This window comes from Jiangella rhizosphaerae, assembly GCF_003579925.1.
GTDB lineage: Bacteria > Actinomycetota > Actinomycetes > Jiangellales > Jiangellaceae > Jiangella > Jiangella rhizosphaerae.
Genome location: NZ_QUAL01000094.1, coordinates 1 through 16,716 on the forward strand (window position 1 = coordinate 1; position 16,716 = coordinate 16,716).

The following is a 16,716-nucleotide window of genomic DNA, read 5'->3' on the forward strand; positions in this document are numbered from 1 at the left end:
CGCCGGAGCCTCGGTGGCCTGGGTCGCGGGAGCGGTGTCGCGGTCGCCGCGGCCACCCGGCCGGCGGCGCTCCGGACGGCCCCGGCCACCGCTGCGCTGCTGCTGAGCGCGGGCCTGCGCGGCCTGCTCAGCGGCGCGCTCGGCGCGGGAGCCGCTCACGTCGCCCTTGTAGATCCACACCTTCACGCCGATGCGGCCGAAGGTGGTGCGGGCCTCGTAGAAGCCGTAGTCGACGTCGGCGCGCAGCGTGTGCAGCGGGACCCGGCCCTCGCGGTAGAACTCCGAGCGGCTCATCTCGGCGCCGCCCAGACGGCCCGAGCACTGGATGCGCACACCCTTGGCGCCGGCACGCATGGTGGTCTGCAGCGCCTTGCGCATCGCGCGGCGGAACGCCACGCGGGCCGACAGCTGCTCGGCCACGCCCTGCGCGACCAGCTGAGCGTCGATCTCGGGCTGCTTGACCTCGAGGACGTTCATCTGGACCTGCTTGCCGGTGAGCTTCTCGAGCTCGGAGCGCAGACGGTCGGCGCCCACGCCGCGGCGGCCGATGACGATGCCCGGCCGGGCGGTGTGGATGTCGACGCGCACGCGGTCGCGCGTGCGCTCGATGTCGACGTGCGAGATGCCGGCGCGCTCCATGCCGTCGGTCATCAGCTTGCGGATGGCGACGTCCTCGGCGATGTAGTCGCGGTAGCGCTGACCCTGGGTCGTGCTGTCGGCGAACCACCGGCTCTTGTGATCGGTGGAAACGCCCAGCCGGAACCCGTGCGGGTTGATCTTCTGACCCACTAGCGGGCCCCTCCCTTCGCTGCAGCGATCGACGCCTTGTCGTCGACGATCACCGTGATGTGACACGTCCGCTTGTTGATGCGGCTCGCGCGGCCATGGGCGCGCGGGCGGAACCGCTTCATCGTCGGACCGTCGTCGACGTACGCCTGCGCGATGACCAGCGTCTCGCGCGGCGTGCCGGCGAGGTCGTCGGCGTTCGCGATGGCGCTCTCGAGCACCTTGCGCACCGGCTCGGCGGCCGCCTGCGGGGCGAACCGCAGCAGCGCCGAGGCCTCGTCCGCGTCCATCCCACGGATCAGGTCCACCACACGGCGCGCCTTCATGGGCGTGACGCGGACGAACCGCGCTTGAGCCCTGGCTTCCATCGTTACTCCTCAGTCATTCCGTGGTGGACGTCACCGGCGCCGGGCGCGGCGGTCGTCCTTCTCGTGGCCCTTGAACGTGCGCGTAGGCGCGAACTCGCCGAGCTTGTGCCCGACCATCGCCTCGGTCACGAACACCGGGACGTGCTTGCGGCCATCGTGCACCGCGATGGTGTGGCCGATCATGTCCGGCACGATCATCGAGCGACGGGACCAGGTCTTGATGACGTTCTTCGTGCCCTTCTCGTTCTGAGCATCGACCTTCTTGGCCAGGTGCTCGTCGACGAAGGGGCCCTTCTTCAGGCTGCGCGGCATCTGTTCCTACTCCCGACTCAGCGCTTCTTGCCGGTCTTGCGACGGCGGACGATCTGACGGTCGCTGGGCTTGTTCTTCCGGCGGGTACGGCCCTCCGGACGGCCCTTCGGGTTGACCGGGTGACGACCACCGGACGTCTTGCCCTCACCACCACCGTGCGGGTGGTCGACCGGGTTCATGGCGACGCCGCGGACGGTCGGGCGCTTGCCCTTCCAGCGCATGCGGCCGGCCTTGCCCCAGTTGATGTTCGACTGCTCGGCGTTGCCGACCTCGCCGACGGTGGCGCGGCAGCGCACGTCGACGTTGCGGATCTCGCCGGACGGCATGCGCAGCTGCGCCCAGGTGCCCTCCTTGGCGACCAGCTGGACGCTGGCGCCGGCGGAGCGGGCGATCTTCGCGCCGCCACCGGGCCGCAGCTCGATGGCGTGGACGACCGTACCGACCGGGATGTTGCGCAGCGGCAGGTTGTTGCCGGGCTTGATGTCGGCACCGGGGCCGGCCTCGACCGTGGCGCCCTGCGCCAGGCGGTACGGCGCCAGGATGTAGCGCTTCTCGCCGTCGGCGTAGTGCAGCAGGGCGATGCGCGACGTCCGGTTGGGGTCGTACTCGATGTGCGCGACCTTCGCCGGCACGCCGTCCTTGTCGGCCCGCCGGAAGTCGATGACCCGGTACTGGCGCTTGTGCCCGCCGCCCTGGTGGCGCGTCGTGATCTTGCCGGAGTTGTTGCGGCCACCCTTCTTGGGCAGCGGCCGCACCAGCGACTTCTCGGGCGTGGACCGGGTGACCTCGACGAAGTCGGCGACGCTGGAGCCGCGTCGGCCCGGCGTCGTCGGCTTGTACTTTCGGATTCCCATTCGTCGTTACCTCAGTAGCTCGTGTCCTGGCCGGCTCAGCCGACCGGGCCGGAGAAGATGTCGATGCGCTGGCCCTCGGCGACCGTCACGATCGCGCGCTTGGTGTCGGGACGCTTCCCCACGCCGAAGCGGGTGCGGCGGCGCTTGCCCTGGCGGTTCTGGGTGTTGACACCGGTGACCTTGACGTTGAACACCTTCTCGACCGCGATCTTGATCTCGGTCTTGTTCGCGTCGGGGGCAACGACGAAGGTGTACTTGTTCTCGTCGAGAAGGCCGTAGCTCTTCTCGGACACGACCGGCACGATGAGGATGTCGCGCGGGTCCCTGCGGTTGACGGTCACTTGGTGCCCTCCTCAGCGGCCTGCTCCCCGCCGCCCAGGAACGCGTCGAGCGCGCCCTTGGTGAAGACGACGTCGTCGGCGCAGAGCACGTCGTAGGTGTTCAGCTGGTCGGCCACGAGCAGGTGCACCTGCGGCGCGTTGCGCAGGCTCTTCACCGTGACCTCGTCACCGCGCTCCACCACGACCAGCACGCTGCGGCGATCGGTCAGGTTCTGCAGTGTCTTCAAGGCGGCCTTGGTGCTCGGGGTGTCGCCGTCGACGAAGCCGGTGACCACGTGCACGCGGCCGTGGGTCGCCCGGTCGGACAGCGCACCGCGCAGCGCGGCGGCCTTCATCTTCTTCGGCGTCCGCTGCGAGTAGTCGCGCGGCTGCGGGCCGTGAACGATGCCGCCACCGGTGAACTGCGGCGCGCGGATCGAGCCCTGACGGGCCCGGCCGGTGCCCTTCTGGCGGTACGGCTTCGAGCCGCCGCCGGAGACGTCGGCGCGCGTCTTGGTGGCGTGCGTGCCCTGGCGGGCCGCGGCCAGCTGGGCCACCACGACCTGGTGGATCAGCGGGACGTTGACCTGGACCTCGAAGATCGAGGCGGGGAGCTCGACGGTGCCGGACTTCTTGCCGGCGGCGTCGAGGACCGTCACGGTGCTCACTTGGTCGCTCCCTTCGCGGCCGTGCGGACGAAGACGAGGCCGCCGTTGGGGCCGGGAACCGAGCCCTTGAGGAGCAGCAGCCCCTTCTCGGCGTCGATGGCCTGGACCGCGATGTTCTGGGTCGTCAGGCGCTCGCCGCCCATGCGGCCGGCCATGCGCATGCCCTTGAAGACGCGACCCGGGGTGGCGCAGCCGCCGATGGAGCCCGGCGAGCGGTGCTTGCGCTGCACACCGTGCGAGGCGCGCAGACCGCCGAAGCCGTGGCGCTTCATGACACCGGCGAAGCCCTTGCCCTTGGTGGTGCCCGTGACGTCGACCTCCTGGCCGGCCTCGAACACCTCGACCGTGACCTCCTGGCCGAGCGTGTACTCGGAGGCGTCAGCGGTGCGCAGCTCGGCGACGTGCCGGCGCGGCGTGACGCCGGCCTTGTCGAAGTGGCCCTGGGCGGGCTTGGTGACCCTGCGCGGGTTCGGCGCGCCGAAGCCGAGCTGGACCGCGTCGTAGCCGTCCTTCTCGGGCGTGCGGACCTGCGTGACGACGCACGGCCCGGCCTTGATCACGGTGACCGGCACGATGCGGTTGTTCTCGTCCCACACCTGGGTCATGCCGAGCTTCTCGCCCAGCAGGCCCTTGCGCACCGTGGTCGCGGCCTCGGAAGACTGAATACTCATCGTCGGCGGTCCCTCAGAGCTTGATCTCGATGTCGACGCCGGCCGGCAGGTCGAGACGCATGAGCGAGTCGACCGTCTTCGGCGTCGGGTCGATGATGTCGATGAGCCGCTTGTGCGTACGCATCTCGAAGTGCTCGCGGCTGTCCTTGTACTTGTGCGGCGACCGGATGACGCAGTACACGTTCTTCTCGGTAGGCAGCGGCACCGGGCCCGCGACCTGCGCACCCGTGCGCGTCACCGTGTCGACGATCTTCCGCGCCGACGTGTCGATGACCTCGTGGTCATAGGCCTTGAGCCGGATGCGGATCTTCTGTCCCGCCATGGCTGCTTGTCGTCCTCACTCTTCGTACTGCTAAGACCCGATCTGAACCAACACTGAGCTGCTGCTCCGCCGACCCCCGCGGTCGGGCGTGTCGCGCCGGGCGGCACACACATGCCGCGGCCAACACGCTGGTCATCGGGGTTTGACGGCCGGCCCGGCCACGCCATGACGGCGCAGTGCCAGCCCCATCGGAGTTCTTCGTCATCGGGCCCGGTGTGCCACCGTTCCCCGCGCACAGCGCTGACGTCGCCCTCCGCCGAGCAACCTGAACAGTATGCCAGATCAGATTGGCTGAGACCAATCGCGGTACGAGGGGCGGCCGAGACGGCCGCCCCTCGCGGTGTCGAACTACTTGAGGATCTTGGTGACGTTGCCGGCACCGACGGTCCGGCCACCCTCGCGGATGGCGAACTTCAGACCCTCCTCCATGGCCACCGGCTGGATCAGCTCGACGGTCATGGAGGTGTTGTCGCCCGGCATGACCATCTCGGTGCCCTCGGGCAGCGTGACGACGCCGGTGACGTCCGTGGTCCGGAAGTAGAACTGCGGACGGTAGTTGTTGAAGAACGGCGTGTGCCGGCCACCCTCGTCCTTGGACAGGATGTAGACCTGCGCCTCGAAGTCGGTGTGCGGCGTGTTGCTGCCGGGCTTCACCGCGACCATGCCGCGCTCGACGTCCTCGCGCTTGGTACCACGCAGGAGCAGACCGACGTTCTCACCCGCACGCGCCTCGTCGAGGGTCTTGCGGAACATCTCGACGGCGGTGACGGTGGTCTTCTGTGCCGGGCCGGGACGGATGCCGACGAGCTCGACCTCCTCGTTGGCCTTCAGCACACCGCGCTCGACGCGGCCGGTGACGACCGTGCCACGACCGGTGATGGTGAAGACGTCCTCGATCGGCATCAGGAACGGCTTGTCGGTCTCGCGCACCGGGTCGGGCACGTTCTCGTCGACGGCCTCCATGAGGTCCTCGACGGTCTTGACCCACTCCGGGTCGCCCTCGAGCGCCTTCAGCGCCGACACCTTGATGACCGGGACGTCGTCGCCCGGGAACTCGTACTCGGAGAGCAGCTCCCGCACCTCGAGCTCGACGAGCTCCAGGATCTCCTCGTCGTCGACCATGTCGGCCTTGTTCAGCGCGACCAGGATGTACGGCACGCCGACCTGACGGGCCAGCAGCACGTGCTCCTTGGTCTGCGGCATCGGGCCGTCGGTGGCGGCGACCACGAGGATCGCACCGTCCATCTGCGCCGCGCCGGTGATCATGTTCTTGATGTAGTCGGCGTGGCCCGGAGCGTCGACGTGCGCGTAGTGACGCTTCTCGGTCTGGTACTCGACGTGCGCGATGTTGATCGTGATACCGCGCTGCTTCTCCTCCGGGGCCTTGTCGATGTCCTCGAAGGCGAAGGTCTCGTTCAGATCCGGGTACTTGTCGTGCAGCACCTTGGTGATGGCCGCCGTGAGCGTGGTCTTGCCGTGGTCGACGTGACCGATGGTGCCGATGTTGACGTGCGGCTTGGTCCGCTCGAACTTCGCCTTAGCCACTGTGGGGTCCTCCTGTTGGGACTTCGTACGTTGCCGATCCCCCGCGGTGCGGTGTGTTCGGCTGTGTGTTTCTCGGTCGGGATTGCTCGTCGTGCAGGCCGGGCAGAAGCCCCGGAGAGATTACTCTCCCCGGACCTTCTTGATGATCTCTTCCGCGACATTCCGGGGAACCTCGGCGTAAGAGTTGAACTGCATCGAATAACTTGCCCGGCCCTGGGTCTTGCTGCGGAGGTCACCGACGTAGCCGAACATCTCCGACAGCGGGACCAGCGCCTTGACGATGCGCTGGCCGGCACGCTCCTCCATGGCCTGGATCTGACCACGGCGGGAGTTGAGGTCGCCGATGACGTCGCCCATGTACTCCTCGGGCGTGGACACCTCGACCTCGAACATCGGCTCGAGCAGCACCGGGTCGGCGCGCCGAGCAGCTTCCTTGAACGCCATGGAACCGGCGATCTTGAAGGCCAGCTCCGAGGAGTCGACCTCGTGGTACGCACCGTCCTGCAGCGTCACCTTCACGTCGACCAGCGGGAAGCCGGCGACGACACCGAACTCCATGGCCTCCTGCACACCCTCGTCGACGGCGGGGATGTACTCGCGCGGGATGCGGCCACCGGTGACGGCGTTGACGAACTCGTAGCCGCCGTCGCCCTCGCCGCCCGTCGGCTCGATGTCGATGATGACGCGGCCGAACTGACCGGAGCCACCGGTCTGCTTCTTGTGCGTGTACTCGACCTTCTCGACCTTGCGGCGGATGGTCTCGCGGTAGGCGACCTGCGGCTTACCGACGTTGGCCTCGACCTTGAACTCCCGCTTCATGCGGTCGACCAGCACCTCGAGGTGCAGCTCGCCCATGCCGGAGATGACCGTCTGGCCGGTCTCCTCGTCGGTGCGGACCTGGAAGGTCGGGTCCTCCTCGGCGAGGCGCTGGATGGCGGTGCCCAGCTTCTCCTGGTCGCTCTTGGTCTTCGGCTCGATGGCGACGTGGATGACCGGAGCCGGGAACTTCATCGACTCCAGGATGACCGGCTGGCTCGCGTCGGACAGGGTGTCGCCCGTCGTGGTGTTCTTCAGACCCATGACGGCGACGATCTGGCCGGCGCTGGCCTTGTCGATCTCCTCACGCTTGTTCGCGTGCATCCGGTAGATCTTGCCGATGCGCTCCTTGTTGCCCTTGGTGCTGTTGAGCACCTGGGTGCCGGCGGTCAGCGTGCCCGAGTAGACCCGGACGAACGTGAGCTTGCCGAGGTGCGGGTCGGCCATGATCTTGAACGCCAGCGAGGAGAGCGGGGCGTCCTCGTCGGGCTCGCGCGCGATGACCTTCTCCTCGTCGTCGACCGCGTGACCCTCGACGGCGCCGATGTCCAGCGGCGACGGCAGGTAGCGCACGACGGCGTCGAGCATGGGCTGCACGCCCTTGTTCTTGAACGCCGAGCCGGTGAGCACCGGGGTGATGTTGCCGGCGATGGTGGCGCGCCGGATGGCGGCGATGAGCTCGTCGCGGTCGGGCTCCTGACCCTCGAGGTAGAGCTCCATCATCGCCTCGTCGTTCTCGGCGATGGTCTCGAGCAGGCGGTCGCGCCACTCCTGGGCGGCCTCGGTGTGGGTGTCGGGGATGTCGACGGTGTCGTACATCTCGCCCAGCGGGGTCTCGGCCGACCAGAGCAGGGCCTTCATGTCGACGAGGTCGACGAGGCCGCGGAAGTCGGACTCGGCGCCGATCGGGAGCTGCAGGACCAGCGGGGTGGCCTTGAGCCGCGTCACGATCATGTCGACGCAGCGGTGGAACTCAGCACCCGTGCGGTCGAGCTTGTTGATGAAGCAGATCCGCGGGACACCGTACTTGTTGGCCTGGTGCCAGACGGTCTCCGACTGCGGCTCGACGCCCGCGACGCCGTCGAACACGGCGACCGCACCGTCCAGGACGCGCAGGGACCGCTCGACCTCGACGGTGAAGTCGACGTGGCCGGGCGTGTCGATGATGTTGATGGTGTGGTCGTCCCACTCACAGGTGGTCGCGGCCGAGGTGATCGTGATGCCGCGTTCCTGCTCCTGCTCCATCCAGTCCATGGTGGCTGCGCCATCGTGGACCTCACCGATCTTGTAGTTGATGCCGGTGTAGTACAGGATCCGCTCGGTCGTGGTCGTCTTGCCGGCGTCGATGTGGGCCATGATGCCGATGTTGCGGACCTTGGCCAGATCGAGCTTGCGGAGGTCGGTCGCCATGTGCGTGCGTTCGCTTCCTTATATGCGGTCTCGTCGACTCGGCGCCAGCGACTACCAGCGGTAGTGCGCGAAGGCCTTGTTCGACTCGGCCATCTTGTGGGTGTCCTCGCGCCGCTTCACGCTGGCACCGAGGCCGTTGGAGGCGTCGAGGATCTCGTTCATCAGACGCTCCGTCATGGTCTTCTCACGACGGGCGCGGGAGTAGCTGACCAGCCAGCGCAGGGCCAGCGTGGTGCTGCGGCCGGCGCGCACCTCGATGGGCACCTGGTAGGTCGCGCCGCCGACGCGGCGGCTGCGGACCTCGAGGGTCGGCTTGACGTTGTCGAGCGCGCGCTTCAGCGTGACGACGGGGTCGGTGCCGGTCTTCTCGCGGCAGCCCTCGAGGGCGCCGTGCACGATGCCCTCGGCGATCGACTTCTTGCCGTCGATGAGCACCTTGTTGACCAGCTGGGTGACCAGCGGCGACCCGTACACCGGGTCGACGACGACCGGCCGCTTCGGGGCAGGACCCTTGCGGGGCATCAGCTCTTCTCCTTCTTCGCGCCGTAGCGGCTGCGCGCCTGCTTGCGGTTCTTGACGCCCTGGGTGTCGAGCGAACCGCGGATGATCTTGTACCGGACACCCGGGAGGTCCTTCACCCGGCCGCCGCGCACGAGCACCATCGAGTGCTCCTGCAGGTTGTGGCCGACACCGGGGATGTACGCGGTGACCTCGATCTGGCTGGTCAGCTTGACACGGGCAACCTTGCGCAGAGCCGAGTTCGGCTTCTTCGGCGTGGTGGTGTACACGCGCGTGCACACGCCGCGACGCTGCGGGCTGCCCTTGAGCGCCGGGGTCTTGTTCTTGGCGACCTTGTCCTGGCGGCCCTTGCGGACCAACTGCTGGATCGTAGGCACTACGTCTCCGTGTCCTCTGCTCGTCGAACTGCCTCGACTGGTCTGGTTTCCGGGGATCACACCGTTCGTTCGCCTGGCCTCTGCGCAGGTGGCGGGTGCCTTTCGGCGACCCCCGCGGTCGGGCGTGTCGGCCCGGTCCCACGCCGCACGATCAGGCTCCCGATCGATGTGGTCGGTTGATCTGTCCGGTATGCGCCGACCTCTGAAGCCGGGCGCGCCGGATTGCCCGGAGCAGTCCAGGCACGAAGACTGAGGTTACCCGGTCGAGGGTACCCAGGTCAAAGTGATGCCGCAGCTCGACGGGAAGACGTTGTCTGACGATAACGCACAGGTCTCGTCCCCGTCACGACCCCACGCCGGAGGCCGGTGATCGGCTGACGAACCAGCGGGGCTGTGTGGCCGACGCGGCCTCGCCGAGTTCACGTGGGCTGGGGCTCCCCGTCCCCCTGCTGCCCATTCTCTTGCCGCGAACCCGCGCCTCAAGTCCGCCAGGGAGTCGCTTTCGCGACGAGGGGCGGACTTGACCCGCGGCTCCGCGGCCAAGAACGGGCAGCTATCAGGGGGACGGGGAGGATCTGGGCACGCCTCACGCTTGTCGTGCCCGTTTCGCGTGCTTTGTCGGACTGCGGGCCGCGATGATCATCGACGATCGCCGACATCACGAGGATTTCGTGAGCTTCACCATGACTGTAGGGGTGTTGACGCTGGGGTAATCCTCGTGATGCCCCCCGGAGCACGGTGAAATCTCACCAGGCGGACGCTCAACGACACCAACGCCACACCGAAATGGGGCCAACGACGCGGGAGACGTCGCCGCTCTTCCCCCGTCCCCCTGATAGCTGCCCGTTCTGAGCCGCGTGCGCGCGGGTCAAGTCCAAGGCCCCCACCCACAGCCAAAGAGCACACAGTCAGAGGCCGCGGACTTGAGGCGCGCGCCCGCGGCCAAGACAATCGGGCAGCAGGGGGACGGGCCCAACCCCGAAACGACCGGCCAACGCAGCAACAACGGGCCAGCGATCAGCAACGGTAGCCGCCGTCGGCGAGGCCGGCCTCGCGCTCGAGCGGGTGCTCGCACGGCTTGCGCGGATCGTGCCGGATGACGTACTCCCAGATGAACCGGGTGTACCCGTACCGCGCCCACTGTTCGGAGTGCACCCGCTCGTGCCGCAGCAGGCGGGCGAGGCTCGGCGCGCCCGATCCGGGCGGCCGCCGGCCCGACTCCACCGTCGTCCGCAGCACGTCGGCCGGGTCGTCGAACGAGCCGTTCACGAGGTAGATCTCGCCCCAGGTGGTGCCGCCGCGGGAGGCGAACCAGTCGACGGGGTTGGGGACGGTGCGCAGCGCCCGGCTGCCGGCGACGGCCATCATGGTCCCCTCCGGAGTGGCCACGAGGGCGCCGCGTTTCACGGCGACGCCGGCGTCGCCGCGGTTCAGGCCGAACAGCCCGGTGTACGACCAGCGGTTGCGGTCGCGTCGCGCATCGGTGCGGCTGGGGCGGCCGCCGTTGAGCAGCTCGGTCAGCCGGGCCAGCTCGCGCGCCCGCCGGGCGTCGTCGATGCGGACGTAGGGCCGTTTGTCGGGACCCCGCCAGACCGTGCTGCCGGCCAGCGGTGCGAACGTCGCCGCGGTAATTCCCTCGTCGCGGGCGACGTCGACGACCTGTTCCGGCGTGAGCCCCGACGCCAGCGTCCAGCGCACCCACTCGCGGTACCACTCGTCCGGCTCGTCGCTCAGCAGGCCGGCGCCGCGGAGCAGCCCGACGGTCGGCTCGATCATCGACTCCTCCTCGCCGGCGATGGGCCGGCAGCCCGGCTGAGTGGCCCCCGCCCGATGGAGTATGCCCCGCCCAGCGGACGGGCGCCGCACGGTGGGGTGGGTCCCGCACAGCGGGGTTCGATCCGCCTGTCGCGTTGGAACCCTGCCCGGTCGGGATGGAGGCTGGACCCCGCCCGGTCGGGTGGGGTCCCACCCTACGGGCGGGTACCGACAACCGCCGCCGCTTCGCGAGCGTGCGGCGCCGATCTACTGGCCCTGCTCCCACCGCGACCTCCCGGGCGAGAGCGAGTCGCACGACGGAAGGGGCTGCGGCGCTGCCGGCCGCGAGATCCCCGACAGCGGCCAACCAAGGCGGGCGGGGGCACCCCGACCCCACTGTGAGCCGACGTTGGTCGTGCCGGTGGGCAGGTCGCTGGCGTTCGCGATGGAGCCGACATCGTGCCGACCGCCACGCGCGCGGCCGTGGCCCCCTCACCGTGCCGACGAACCCTGTCGCGTGGTGCCAGCCAGGCCGGGCGCACCGGTCTTGTCGCCGTCGCCCCCCCGGTGCCGATGACCACGAGCCGCAGGCCGCGGATGGGTGAGGGATCCGGGTAGCCAGGCCGACGCGGATCCCTCACCCATCCAGGCCGCGACGGCATCACCTGCCGACCACGACACCGCGACGACGACGCCGCCACCGTGACCACCACACCACGACACACGCCCCACGCATTCATCGGCATCTCCAAGGCCGCAGCGTCGGCAATCTCGGCGTCGGCTAACACGCTGGCCGGGAGCGGCACGCCCGACAGCAGCCAACCCCACGCGAGCGAGGGCACCCCGACCCCACCGACCGCGGCACCCCCGAAGCAGCGGGTCCCATCAGGAAATGGAGCTCCGGTCGCTGTCACATTCGGCCTTCGGGAACGACCCATAGGAAGTGTGGTCCTCTCGTCCTCCGCGCGACCGGTACGCACCGCCACCCGCGGGCTGGCGGAGCTGTCCGGCCTGGTGCACGACGGCACCGGCGTCCTCGCCGCGTCCGTGCTGTCCCGTGTCCATCGCGCCGGCCGGTGCGCCGGCCAGGCGTTGTCACCGTCGCAGCACGACGCCGTCCGCGCCGCCGCGGTCGCCATGCAGCAGGCGCTCGCGGCCGCCGCCGAGATGCTGACGCTCGTCATCGAGTCCGCGGCCGACGACCTCGGCGCACTCCTGACGCCGGGGCCGGGGGCGAGCGACGCCCAGCAACGCGTGGCGGGCGGGCACGACCGCGGCGCCGGTGCGGCAGCGGCCACCGGTCCCCCGGGCAAGACCGAGCCGCTCACCGCGGCCCAGGCCCGCGCCATCCACCACTACACGACCATCGAGGGCGTCGAGGAGATGAACGCCTACCTGCGCCGACCGCACGACGTTCCGGCGGGGCGACAGGCCGAGCTGCGCCGGCTGGTCGACGACGCCGTGGCGGGCCTCGCGGCGCTGCCGCGGTTCACCGGCGTCGCCTATCGCGGCACCTCGCTGCCGGACCCACAGCTGCCCCGGTGGCGGCCGGGCGTCATCGTCGCCGATCGGGGGTTCGCCAGCGCGTCGGCCAGCGTGTCGGTCGCCGAGGCGTTCCGCGGCGGCGGCAACGCCCTCATCGCCATCGTCGGCCGCAGCGGCGCCGACATCCGCGCGCTGTCGTCGTTCGCGCACGAGGCCGAGGTGCTCTACCCGCCCGGCACGCGGTTCCGGGTGGTCGCCCGCTCGTGGGACGATCGGCGTGAGTGCTGGAGCTTCCTGATCGAGGAGGTGCACCCGTGCGCTTCGACCGCGACACCTACGACGGCCTGAGCGACGAGGACAAGGCCCTGTACCTGCAGGCGGTCCGCGACGCCCAGCAGGACGTGCCGCCGCCGGGCGAGATCGCGCCGCAGAAGGGCGCGAACCAGGAGGGCTTCGAGGTCGTCGACGACACCGGCGCCGACGAGCCCCGGCCCGGAGAATGACGACGGCGCCGCCACCCGCGAAGGGTGACGGCGCCGTCGTTCAGGGACGCCGGACTCGTCAGTTGTACGAGCCGAAGTCGTAGTCCTCCAGGCGCACGGCCTCGCCGGACCCCTGGCCGAACTCGTAGTCGGAGTAGTCGGCGCCGTAGTCGACCATGGAGTACATGGCCGCCTTGGCCTCCTCGGTCGGCTCGACCCGCAGGTTGCGGTAACGGGGCAGGCCCGTACCGGCCGGGATCAGCTTTCCGAGGATGACGTTCTCCTTCAGGCCGATCAGCGGGTCGGACTTGGCGTTGATGGCCGCCTCCGTGAGCACCCGCGTGGTCTCCTGGAACGACGCCGCCGACAGCCACGAGTCGGTGGCCAGCGACGCCTTGGTGATGCCCATGAGCTGCGGACGACCCGAGGCCGGCTGACCGCCCTCGGCGACCGCACGGCGGTTCTCCTCCTCGAACCGCGACCGCTCGACCAGCTCGCCGGGGAGCAGGTCGGTCGTGCCGCTCTCGAGCACGGTGATCCGGCGCAGCATCTGCCGCACGATGATCTCGATGTGCTTGTCGTGGATCGACACACCCTGCGACCGGTAGACCTCCTGGACCTGGTCGGTCAGGAAGACCTGGACCGCCCGCTGGCCCTGGACCCGCAGCACGTCGTGCGGGTCGGCCGTACCGGAGTGCAGCAGCTCGCCGACCTCGACGCGGTCGCCGTCCTGGACACGCCACTGGGCGATGCCCGGGGCGCGCCGGTTGGTCCACTCGAACACACGCCGCGACAGCGGGAACGACTGCTCCTCGCCGCCGTCGTCGGGGACGATGACCGCGTGGGCGCCCTTGGCGTCCTCCTCGATGCGGACCCGGCCGGCGGTCTCCGCGAGCGGAGCCTTGCCCTTCGGGGCGCGCGCCTCGAACAGCTCGACCACACGCGGCAGACCGTGCGTGATGTCCTCACCGGCGACACCACCGGTGTGGAACGTCCGCATCGTCAGCTGGGTGCCGGGCTCGCCGATGGACTGGGCGGCGATGATGCCGACCGCCTCGCCGACGTCGACGAGCTTGCCCGAGGCCAGCGACCGGCCGTAGCACATGGCGCAGACGCCGGTCTTGCTCTCGCAGGTCAGGACGCTGCGGACCCGGACGTTCTCGACGCCCGCCGCGACCAGCCGGCCGATCTCGACGTCGCCGAGGTCGTCACCGGCCGAGGCCACCTTGGTGCCGTCGGGCGCCACGACATCCTCGGACAGCGAGCGCGCGTAGACCGAGGTCTCGACGTGCTCGTCGACCATGAGCCGGCCGTCGGGGCCGGTGACCGCGATCGGCAACGACAGACCACGCTCGGTGCCGCAGTCGACCTCGCGGATGATGACGTCCTGGGAGACGTCGACCAGCCGGCGGGTCAGGTAACCGGAGTCGGCGGTGCGCAGCGCGGTGTCGGCCAGACCCTTGCGGGCACCGTGCGTCGAGATGAAGAACTCGACGACGGACAGGCCCTCGCGGAAGCTCGCCTTGATCGGCCGCGGGATGGTCTCACCCTTCGGGTTGGCGACCAGGCCGCGCATACCCGCCAGCTGGCGGATCTGCATCCAGTTACCACGGGCACCGGAGGTGACCATGATGTTGATGGCGTTCTCGGACGCGAACGACGCGCGCATGGCCTCGTCGACCGCGTTGGTGGCGTCGGTCCAGATGTCGATGAGCTCCTCGCGCCGCTCGCCGTCGGAGATGACGCCGCGGGCGAAGTTGCGCTCGACCTTCTCGGCCTTGGACTCGAACTCCTCCAGGATGGCGGACTTCGTCGGCGGCGCCACGACGTCGTCGAACGAGACCGTCACACCGGACCGGGTGGCCCAGTGGAAGCCGATCTCCTTCAGCGCGTCGAGCGTCGCGGCCACCTGGATCTTCGGGTACCGCTCGGCGAGGTCGTTGACGATGCTGCCGAGGCGCTTCTTGTCCACGACGGCGTCGACGAACGGGTAGTCCAGCGGCAGCGCCTCGTTGAACAGCGCCCGGCCCAGGGTCGTGCGCAGCGTCAGGGGCTGGCCCGGCTCCCAGTCCTCCGGGGTCTCGTAGCCGGCCGGCGGCACGACGTCGTTCACCCGCAGGGTGATCGGCGCCTGCAGCGACAGCTCACCGCGGTCGAACGCGGCGATGCCCTCGGCGACGGACGAGAACGCCCGGCCCTCGCCGACCTGCTCAGGACGGTCGGAGGTCAGGAAGTAGATGCCCAGCACCATGTCCTGCGTCGGCATGGTCACCGGCCGGCCGTCGGCCGGCTTGAGGATGTTGTTGCTGGACAGCATCAGGATGCGGGCCTCGGCCTGCGCCTCGGCCGACAGCGGCAGGTGCACGGCCATCTGGTCGCCGTCGAAGTCGGCGTTGAACGCCGTGCAGACGAGCGGGTGGATCTGGATGGCCTTGCCCTCGATCAGCTGCGGCTCGAACGCCTGGATGCCGAGACGGTGCAGCGTCGGCGCTCGGTTCAGCAGCACCGGGTGCTCGGCGATGACCTCCTCGAGGACGTCCCAGACGACCGGTCGGGCGCGCTCGACCATGCGCTTCGCGCTCTTGATGTTCTGCGCGTGCGACAGGTCGACCAGCCGCTTCATGACGAACGGCTTGAACAGCTCGATCGCCATGCCCTTCGGCAGGCCGCACTGGTGCAGCTTGAGCTGCGGGCCGACGACGATGACCGAACGGCCGGAGTAGTCGACGCGCTTGCCCAGCAGGTTCTGGCGGAACCGGCCCTGCTTGCCCTTGAGCATGTCGGAGATCGACTTCAGCGGCCGGTTGCCCGGGCCCGTCACCGGACGTCCGCGGCGGCCGTTGTCGAACAGCGCGTCGACGGACTCCTGGAGCATCCGCTTCTCGTTGTTGACGATGATCTCGGGCGCGCCGAGGTCGAGCAGCCGCTTGAGGCGGTTGTTGCGGTTGATGACGCGACGGTAGAGGTCGTTGAGGTCGCTGGTCGCGAACCGGCCACCGTCGAGCTGCACCATCGGGCGCAGGTCCGGCGGGATGACCGGGACGGCGTCGAGCACCATGCCGCGCGGGTCGTTCTTCGTCGTCAGGAACGGCGAGACGACCTTGAGCCGCTTGAGCGCACGGGTCTTCTTCTGGCCCTTGCCGGTGCGGATGAGGTCGCGCAGCTTCTCGGCCTCGGCCTCGAGGTCGAACGTCTCGAGGCGCTCCTTGATGGCCTGCGCGCCCATGCCGCCGCGGAAGTACTGGCCGAAGCGGTCGCGCATCTCGCGGTAGAGCAGCTCGTCGCCCTCGAGGTCCTGGACCTTGAGGTTGCGGAAGCGGTCCCACACCGCGTTCAGGCGGTCGATCTCGGCCTCGGCGCGCTTGCGCAGCTGGCTCATCTCGCGCTCGGCCGACTCCTTGACCTTGCGGCGCGCGTCGCCCTTGGCGCCCTCGGCCTCGAGCTCGGCGAGGTCGGCCTCGAGCTTCTTCGCCCGGGTCTCGATGTCGGCGTCGCGGCGCTGCTCGATCTGCTTGCGCTCGACGTCGATCTGGCCCTCGAGGGAGGACAGGTCGCGGTGCCGCGCCTCCTCGTCGACCCAGGTGATCATGTAGGCGGCGAAGTAGATGACCTTCTCGAGGTCCTTCGGCGCGAGGTCGAGCAGGTAGCCCAGCCGCGACGGCACACCCTTGAAGTACCAGATGTGCGTGACGGGGGCGGCGAGCTCGATGTGGCCCATCCGCTCGCGGCGCACCTTGGCGCGCGTGACCTCGACGCCACAGCGCTCACAGATGATGCCCTTGAAGCGGACGCGCTTGTACTTGCCGCAGTAGCACTCCCAGTCGCGGGTGGGGCCGAAGATCTTCTCGCAGAAGAGCCCGTCCTTCTCCGGCTTCAGGGTGCGGTAGTTGATGGTCTCAGGCTTCTTGACCTCACCGTGCGACCACTCGCGAATGTTGTCGGCGGTCGCGAGGCCGATGCGTAGCTCGTCGAAGAAATTGACGTCGAGCACGTGTGTCCTTCTCTCGCTCAGATGTATCAGGTCTG

General features: G+C 69.4%; 16 protein-coding genes. 2 read left to right on the top strand and 14 right to left on the bottom strand.

The features are described 5' to 3' along the window. The 13 genes from rpsC to DY240_RS10280 all read right to left on the bottom strand — a co-directional run. A partial coding sequence (gene rpsC / locus DY240_RS10220; RefSeq protein ID WP_119659816.1) for a 30S ribosomal protein S3 occupies positions 1-789 on the bottom strand: 789 nt, incomplete at its 3' end. Further along, positions 789-1,154 carry a 50S ribosomal protein L22 gene (rplV, locus tag DY240_RS10225; protein WP_069110677.1) on the bottom strand — a complete coding sequence of 122 codons (366 nt, stop codon included), beginning with the start codon at positions 1,152-1,154 and terminating at the stop codon, positions 789-791. The genes rpsC and rplV, both read right to left, overlap by 1 nt. 30 nt (positions 1,155-1,184) lie before the next feature. Further along, positions 1,185-1,466: a 30S ribosomal protein S19 gene (rpsS, locus tag DY240_RS10230; RefSeq protein ID WP_046772620.1), complete on the bottom strand. Its 282-nt coding sequence runs from the start codon at positions 1,464-1,466 to the stop codon at positions 1,185-1,187. Positions 1,467-1,483: 17 nt separating this feature from the next. Next, entirely contained in the window at positions 1,484-2,320 is an 837-nt protein-coding gene (gene rplB, locus DY240_RS10235; RefSeq protein ID WP_119659817.1) for a 50S ribosomal protein L2, read from the bottom strand. A 35-nt stretch (positions 2,321-2,355) separates the two neighbouring features. After that, a complete protein-coding gene (gene rplW / locus DY240_RS10240) occupies positions 2,356-2,661 on the bottom strand; it encodes a 50S ribosomal protein L23 (RefSeq protein ID WP_046772618.1) in 306 nt (101 codons plus the stop codon). Then, the gene (gene rplD / locus DY240_RS10245) at positions 2,658-3,308 is read right to left on the bottom strand and encodes a 50S ribosomal protein L4 (protein ID WP_119659818.1); all 651 of its coding nucleotides are present in this window, start codon (positions 3,306-3,308) and stop codon (positions 2,658-2,660) included. Before rplD ends, rplW begins: the two co-directional genes overlap by 4 nt. After that, complete coding sequence (rplC, locus tag DY240_RS10250; protein ID WP_119659819.1) at positions 3,305-3,979, bottom strand: 50S ribosomal protein L3; 675 nt, start codon at positions 3,977-3,979, stop codon at positions 3,305-3,307. Before rplC ends, rplD begins: the two co-directional genes overlap by 4 nt. A 13-nt stretch (positions 3,980-3,992) precedes the next feature. After that, positions 3,993-4,301, bottom strand: a complete 309-nt coding sequence (rpsJ, locus tag DY240_RS10255) for a 30S ribosomal protein S10 (RefSeq protein ID WP_026877498.1) — start codon at positions 4,299-4,301, stop codon at positions 3,993-3,995. Between the two features lie 348 nt (positions 4,302-4,649). Next, positions 4,650-5,846, bottom strand: coding sequence for an elongation factor Tu (gene tuf, locus DY240_RS10260; protein ID WP_119659820.1), 1,197 nt, complete (start codon positions 5,844-5,846; stop codon positions 4,650-4,652). 120 nt (positions 5,847-5,966) lie between these two features. Next, positions 5,967-8,072 carry an elongation factor G gene (gene fusA, locus DY240_RS10265; RefSeq protein WP_119659821.1) on the bottom strand — a complete coding sequence of 702 codons (2,106 nt, stop codon included), beginning with the start codon at positions 8,070-8,072 and terminating at the stop codon, positions 5,967-5,969. 51 nt (positions 8,073-8,123) lie between these two features. After that, positions 8,124-8,594: a 30S ribosomal protein S7 gene (rpsG, locus tag DY240_RS10270; RefSeq protein WP_119659822.1), complete on the bottom strand. Its 471-nt coding sequence runs from the start codon at positions 8,592-8,594 to the stop codon at positions 8,124-8,126. Beyond that, positions 8,594-8,968 carry a 30S ribosomal protein S12 gene (gene rpsL / locus DY240_RS10275; RefSeq protein WP_026877502.1) on the bottom strand — a complete coding sequence of 125 codons (375 nt, stop codon included), beginning with the start codon at positions 8,966-8,968 and terminating at the stop codon, positions 8,594-8,596. Before rpsL ends, rpsG begins: the two co-directional genes overlap by 1 nt. 1,017 nt (positions 8,969-9,985) lie before the next feature. Continuing rightward, positions 9,986-10,744, bottom strand: coding sequence for a hypothetical protein (locus tag DY240_RS10280; RefSeq protein ID WP_119659823.1), 759 nt, complete (start codon positions 10,742-10,744; stop codon positions 9,986-9,988). A 924-nt stretch (positions 10,745-11,668) separates the two neighbouring features. Here DY240_RS10280 and DY240_RS10285 point away from each other — a divergent pair. After that, complete coding sequence (locus tag DY240_RS10285; protein WP_119659824.1) at positions 11,669-12,556, top strand: ADP-ribosyltransferase domain-containing protein; 888 nt, start codon at positions 11,669-11,671, stop codon at positions 12,554-12,556. Next, positions 12,523-12,711: a hypothetical protein gene (locus DY240_RS10290; protein WP_119659825.1), complete on the top strand. Its 189-nt coding sequence runs from the start codon at positions 12,523-12,525 to the stop codon at positions 12,709-12,711. Before DY240_RS10285 ends, DY240_RS10290 begins: the two co-directional genes overlap by 34 nt. 58 nt (positions 12,712-12,769) lie before the next feature. On the opposite strand, the gene DY240_RS10295 is transcribed toward DY240_RS10290, so the two are convergent. Next, entirely contained in the window at positions 12,770-16,681 is a 3,912-nt protein-coding gene (locus DY240_RS10295) for a DNA-directed RNA polymerase subunit beta' (protein WP_119659826.1), read from the bottom strand. Positions 16,682-16,716: the final 35 nt, after the last annotated feature.

Excerpts from the sequence above, each read along its gene's own strand:
- rplV (WP_069110677.1), bottom strand. The coding sequence starts at position 1,154 with ATGGAAGCCAGGGCTCAAGCGCGGTTCGTCCGCGTCACGCCCATGAAG.
- rpsS (WP_046772620.1), bottom strand. The coding sequence starts at position 1,466 with ATGCCGCGCAGCCTGAAGAAGGGCCCCTTCGTCGACGAGCACCTGGCC.
- rplB (WP_119659817.1), bottom strand. The coding sequence starts at position 2,320 with ATGGGAATCCGAAAGTACAAGCCGACGACGCCGGGCCGACGCGGCTCC.
- rplC (WP_119659819.1), bottom strand. The coding sequence starts at position 3,979 with ATGAGTATTCAGTCTTCCGAGGCCGCGACCACGGTGCGCAAGGGCCTG.
- rpsJ (WP_026877498.1), bottom strand. The coding sequence starts at position 4,301 with ATGGCGGGACAGAAGATCCGCATCCGGCTCAAGGCCTATGACCACGAG.
- fusA (WP_119659821.1), bottom strand. The coding sequence starts at position 8,072 with ATGGCGACCGACCTCCGCAAGCTCGATCTGGCCAAGGTCCGCAACATC.
- rpsG (WP_119659822.1), bottom strand. The coding sequence starts at position 8,594 with ATGCCCCGCAAGGGTCCTGCCCCGAAGCGGCCGGTCGTCGTCGACCCG.
- DY240_RS10280 (WP_119659823.1), bottom strand. The coding sequence starts at position 10,744 with ATGATCGAGCCGACCGTCGGGCTGCTCCGCGGCGCCGGCCTGCTGAGC.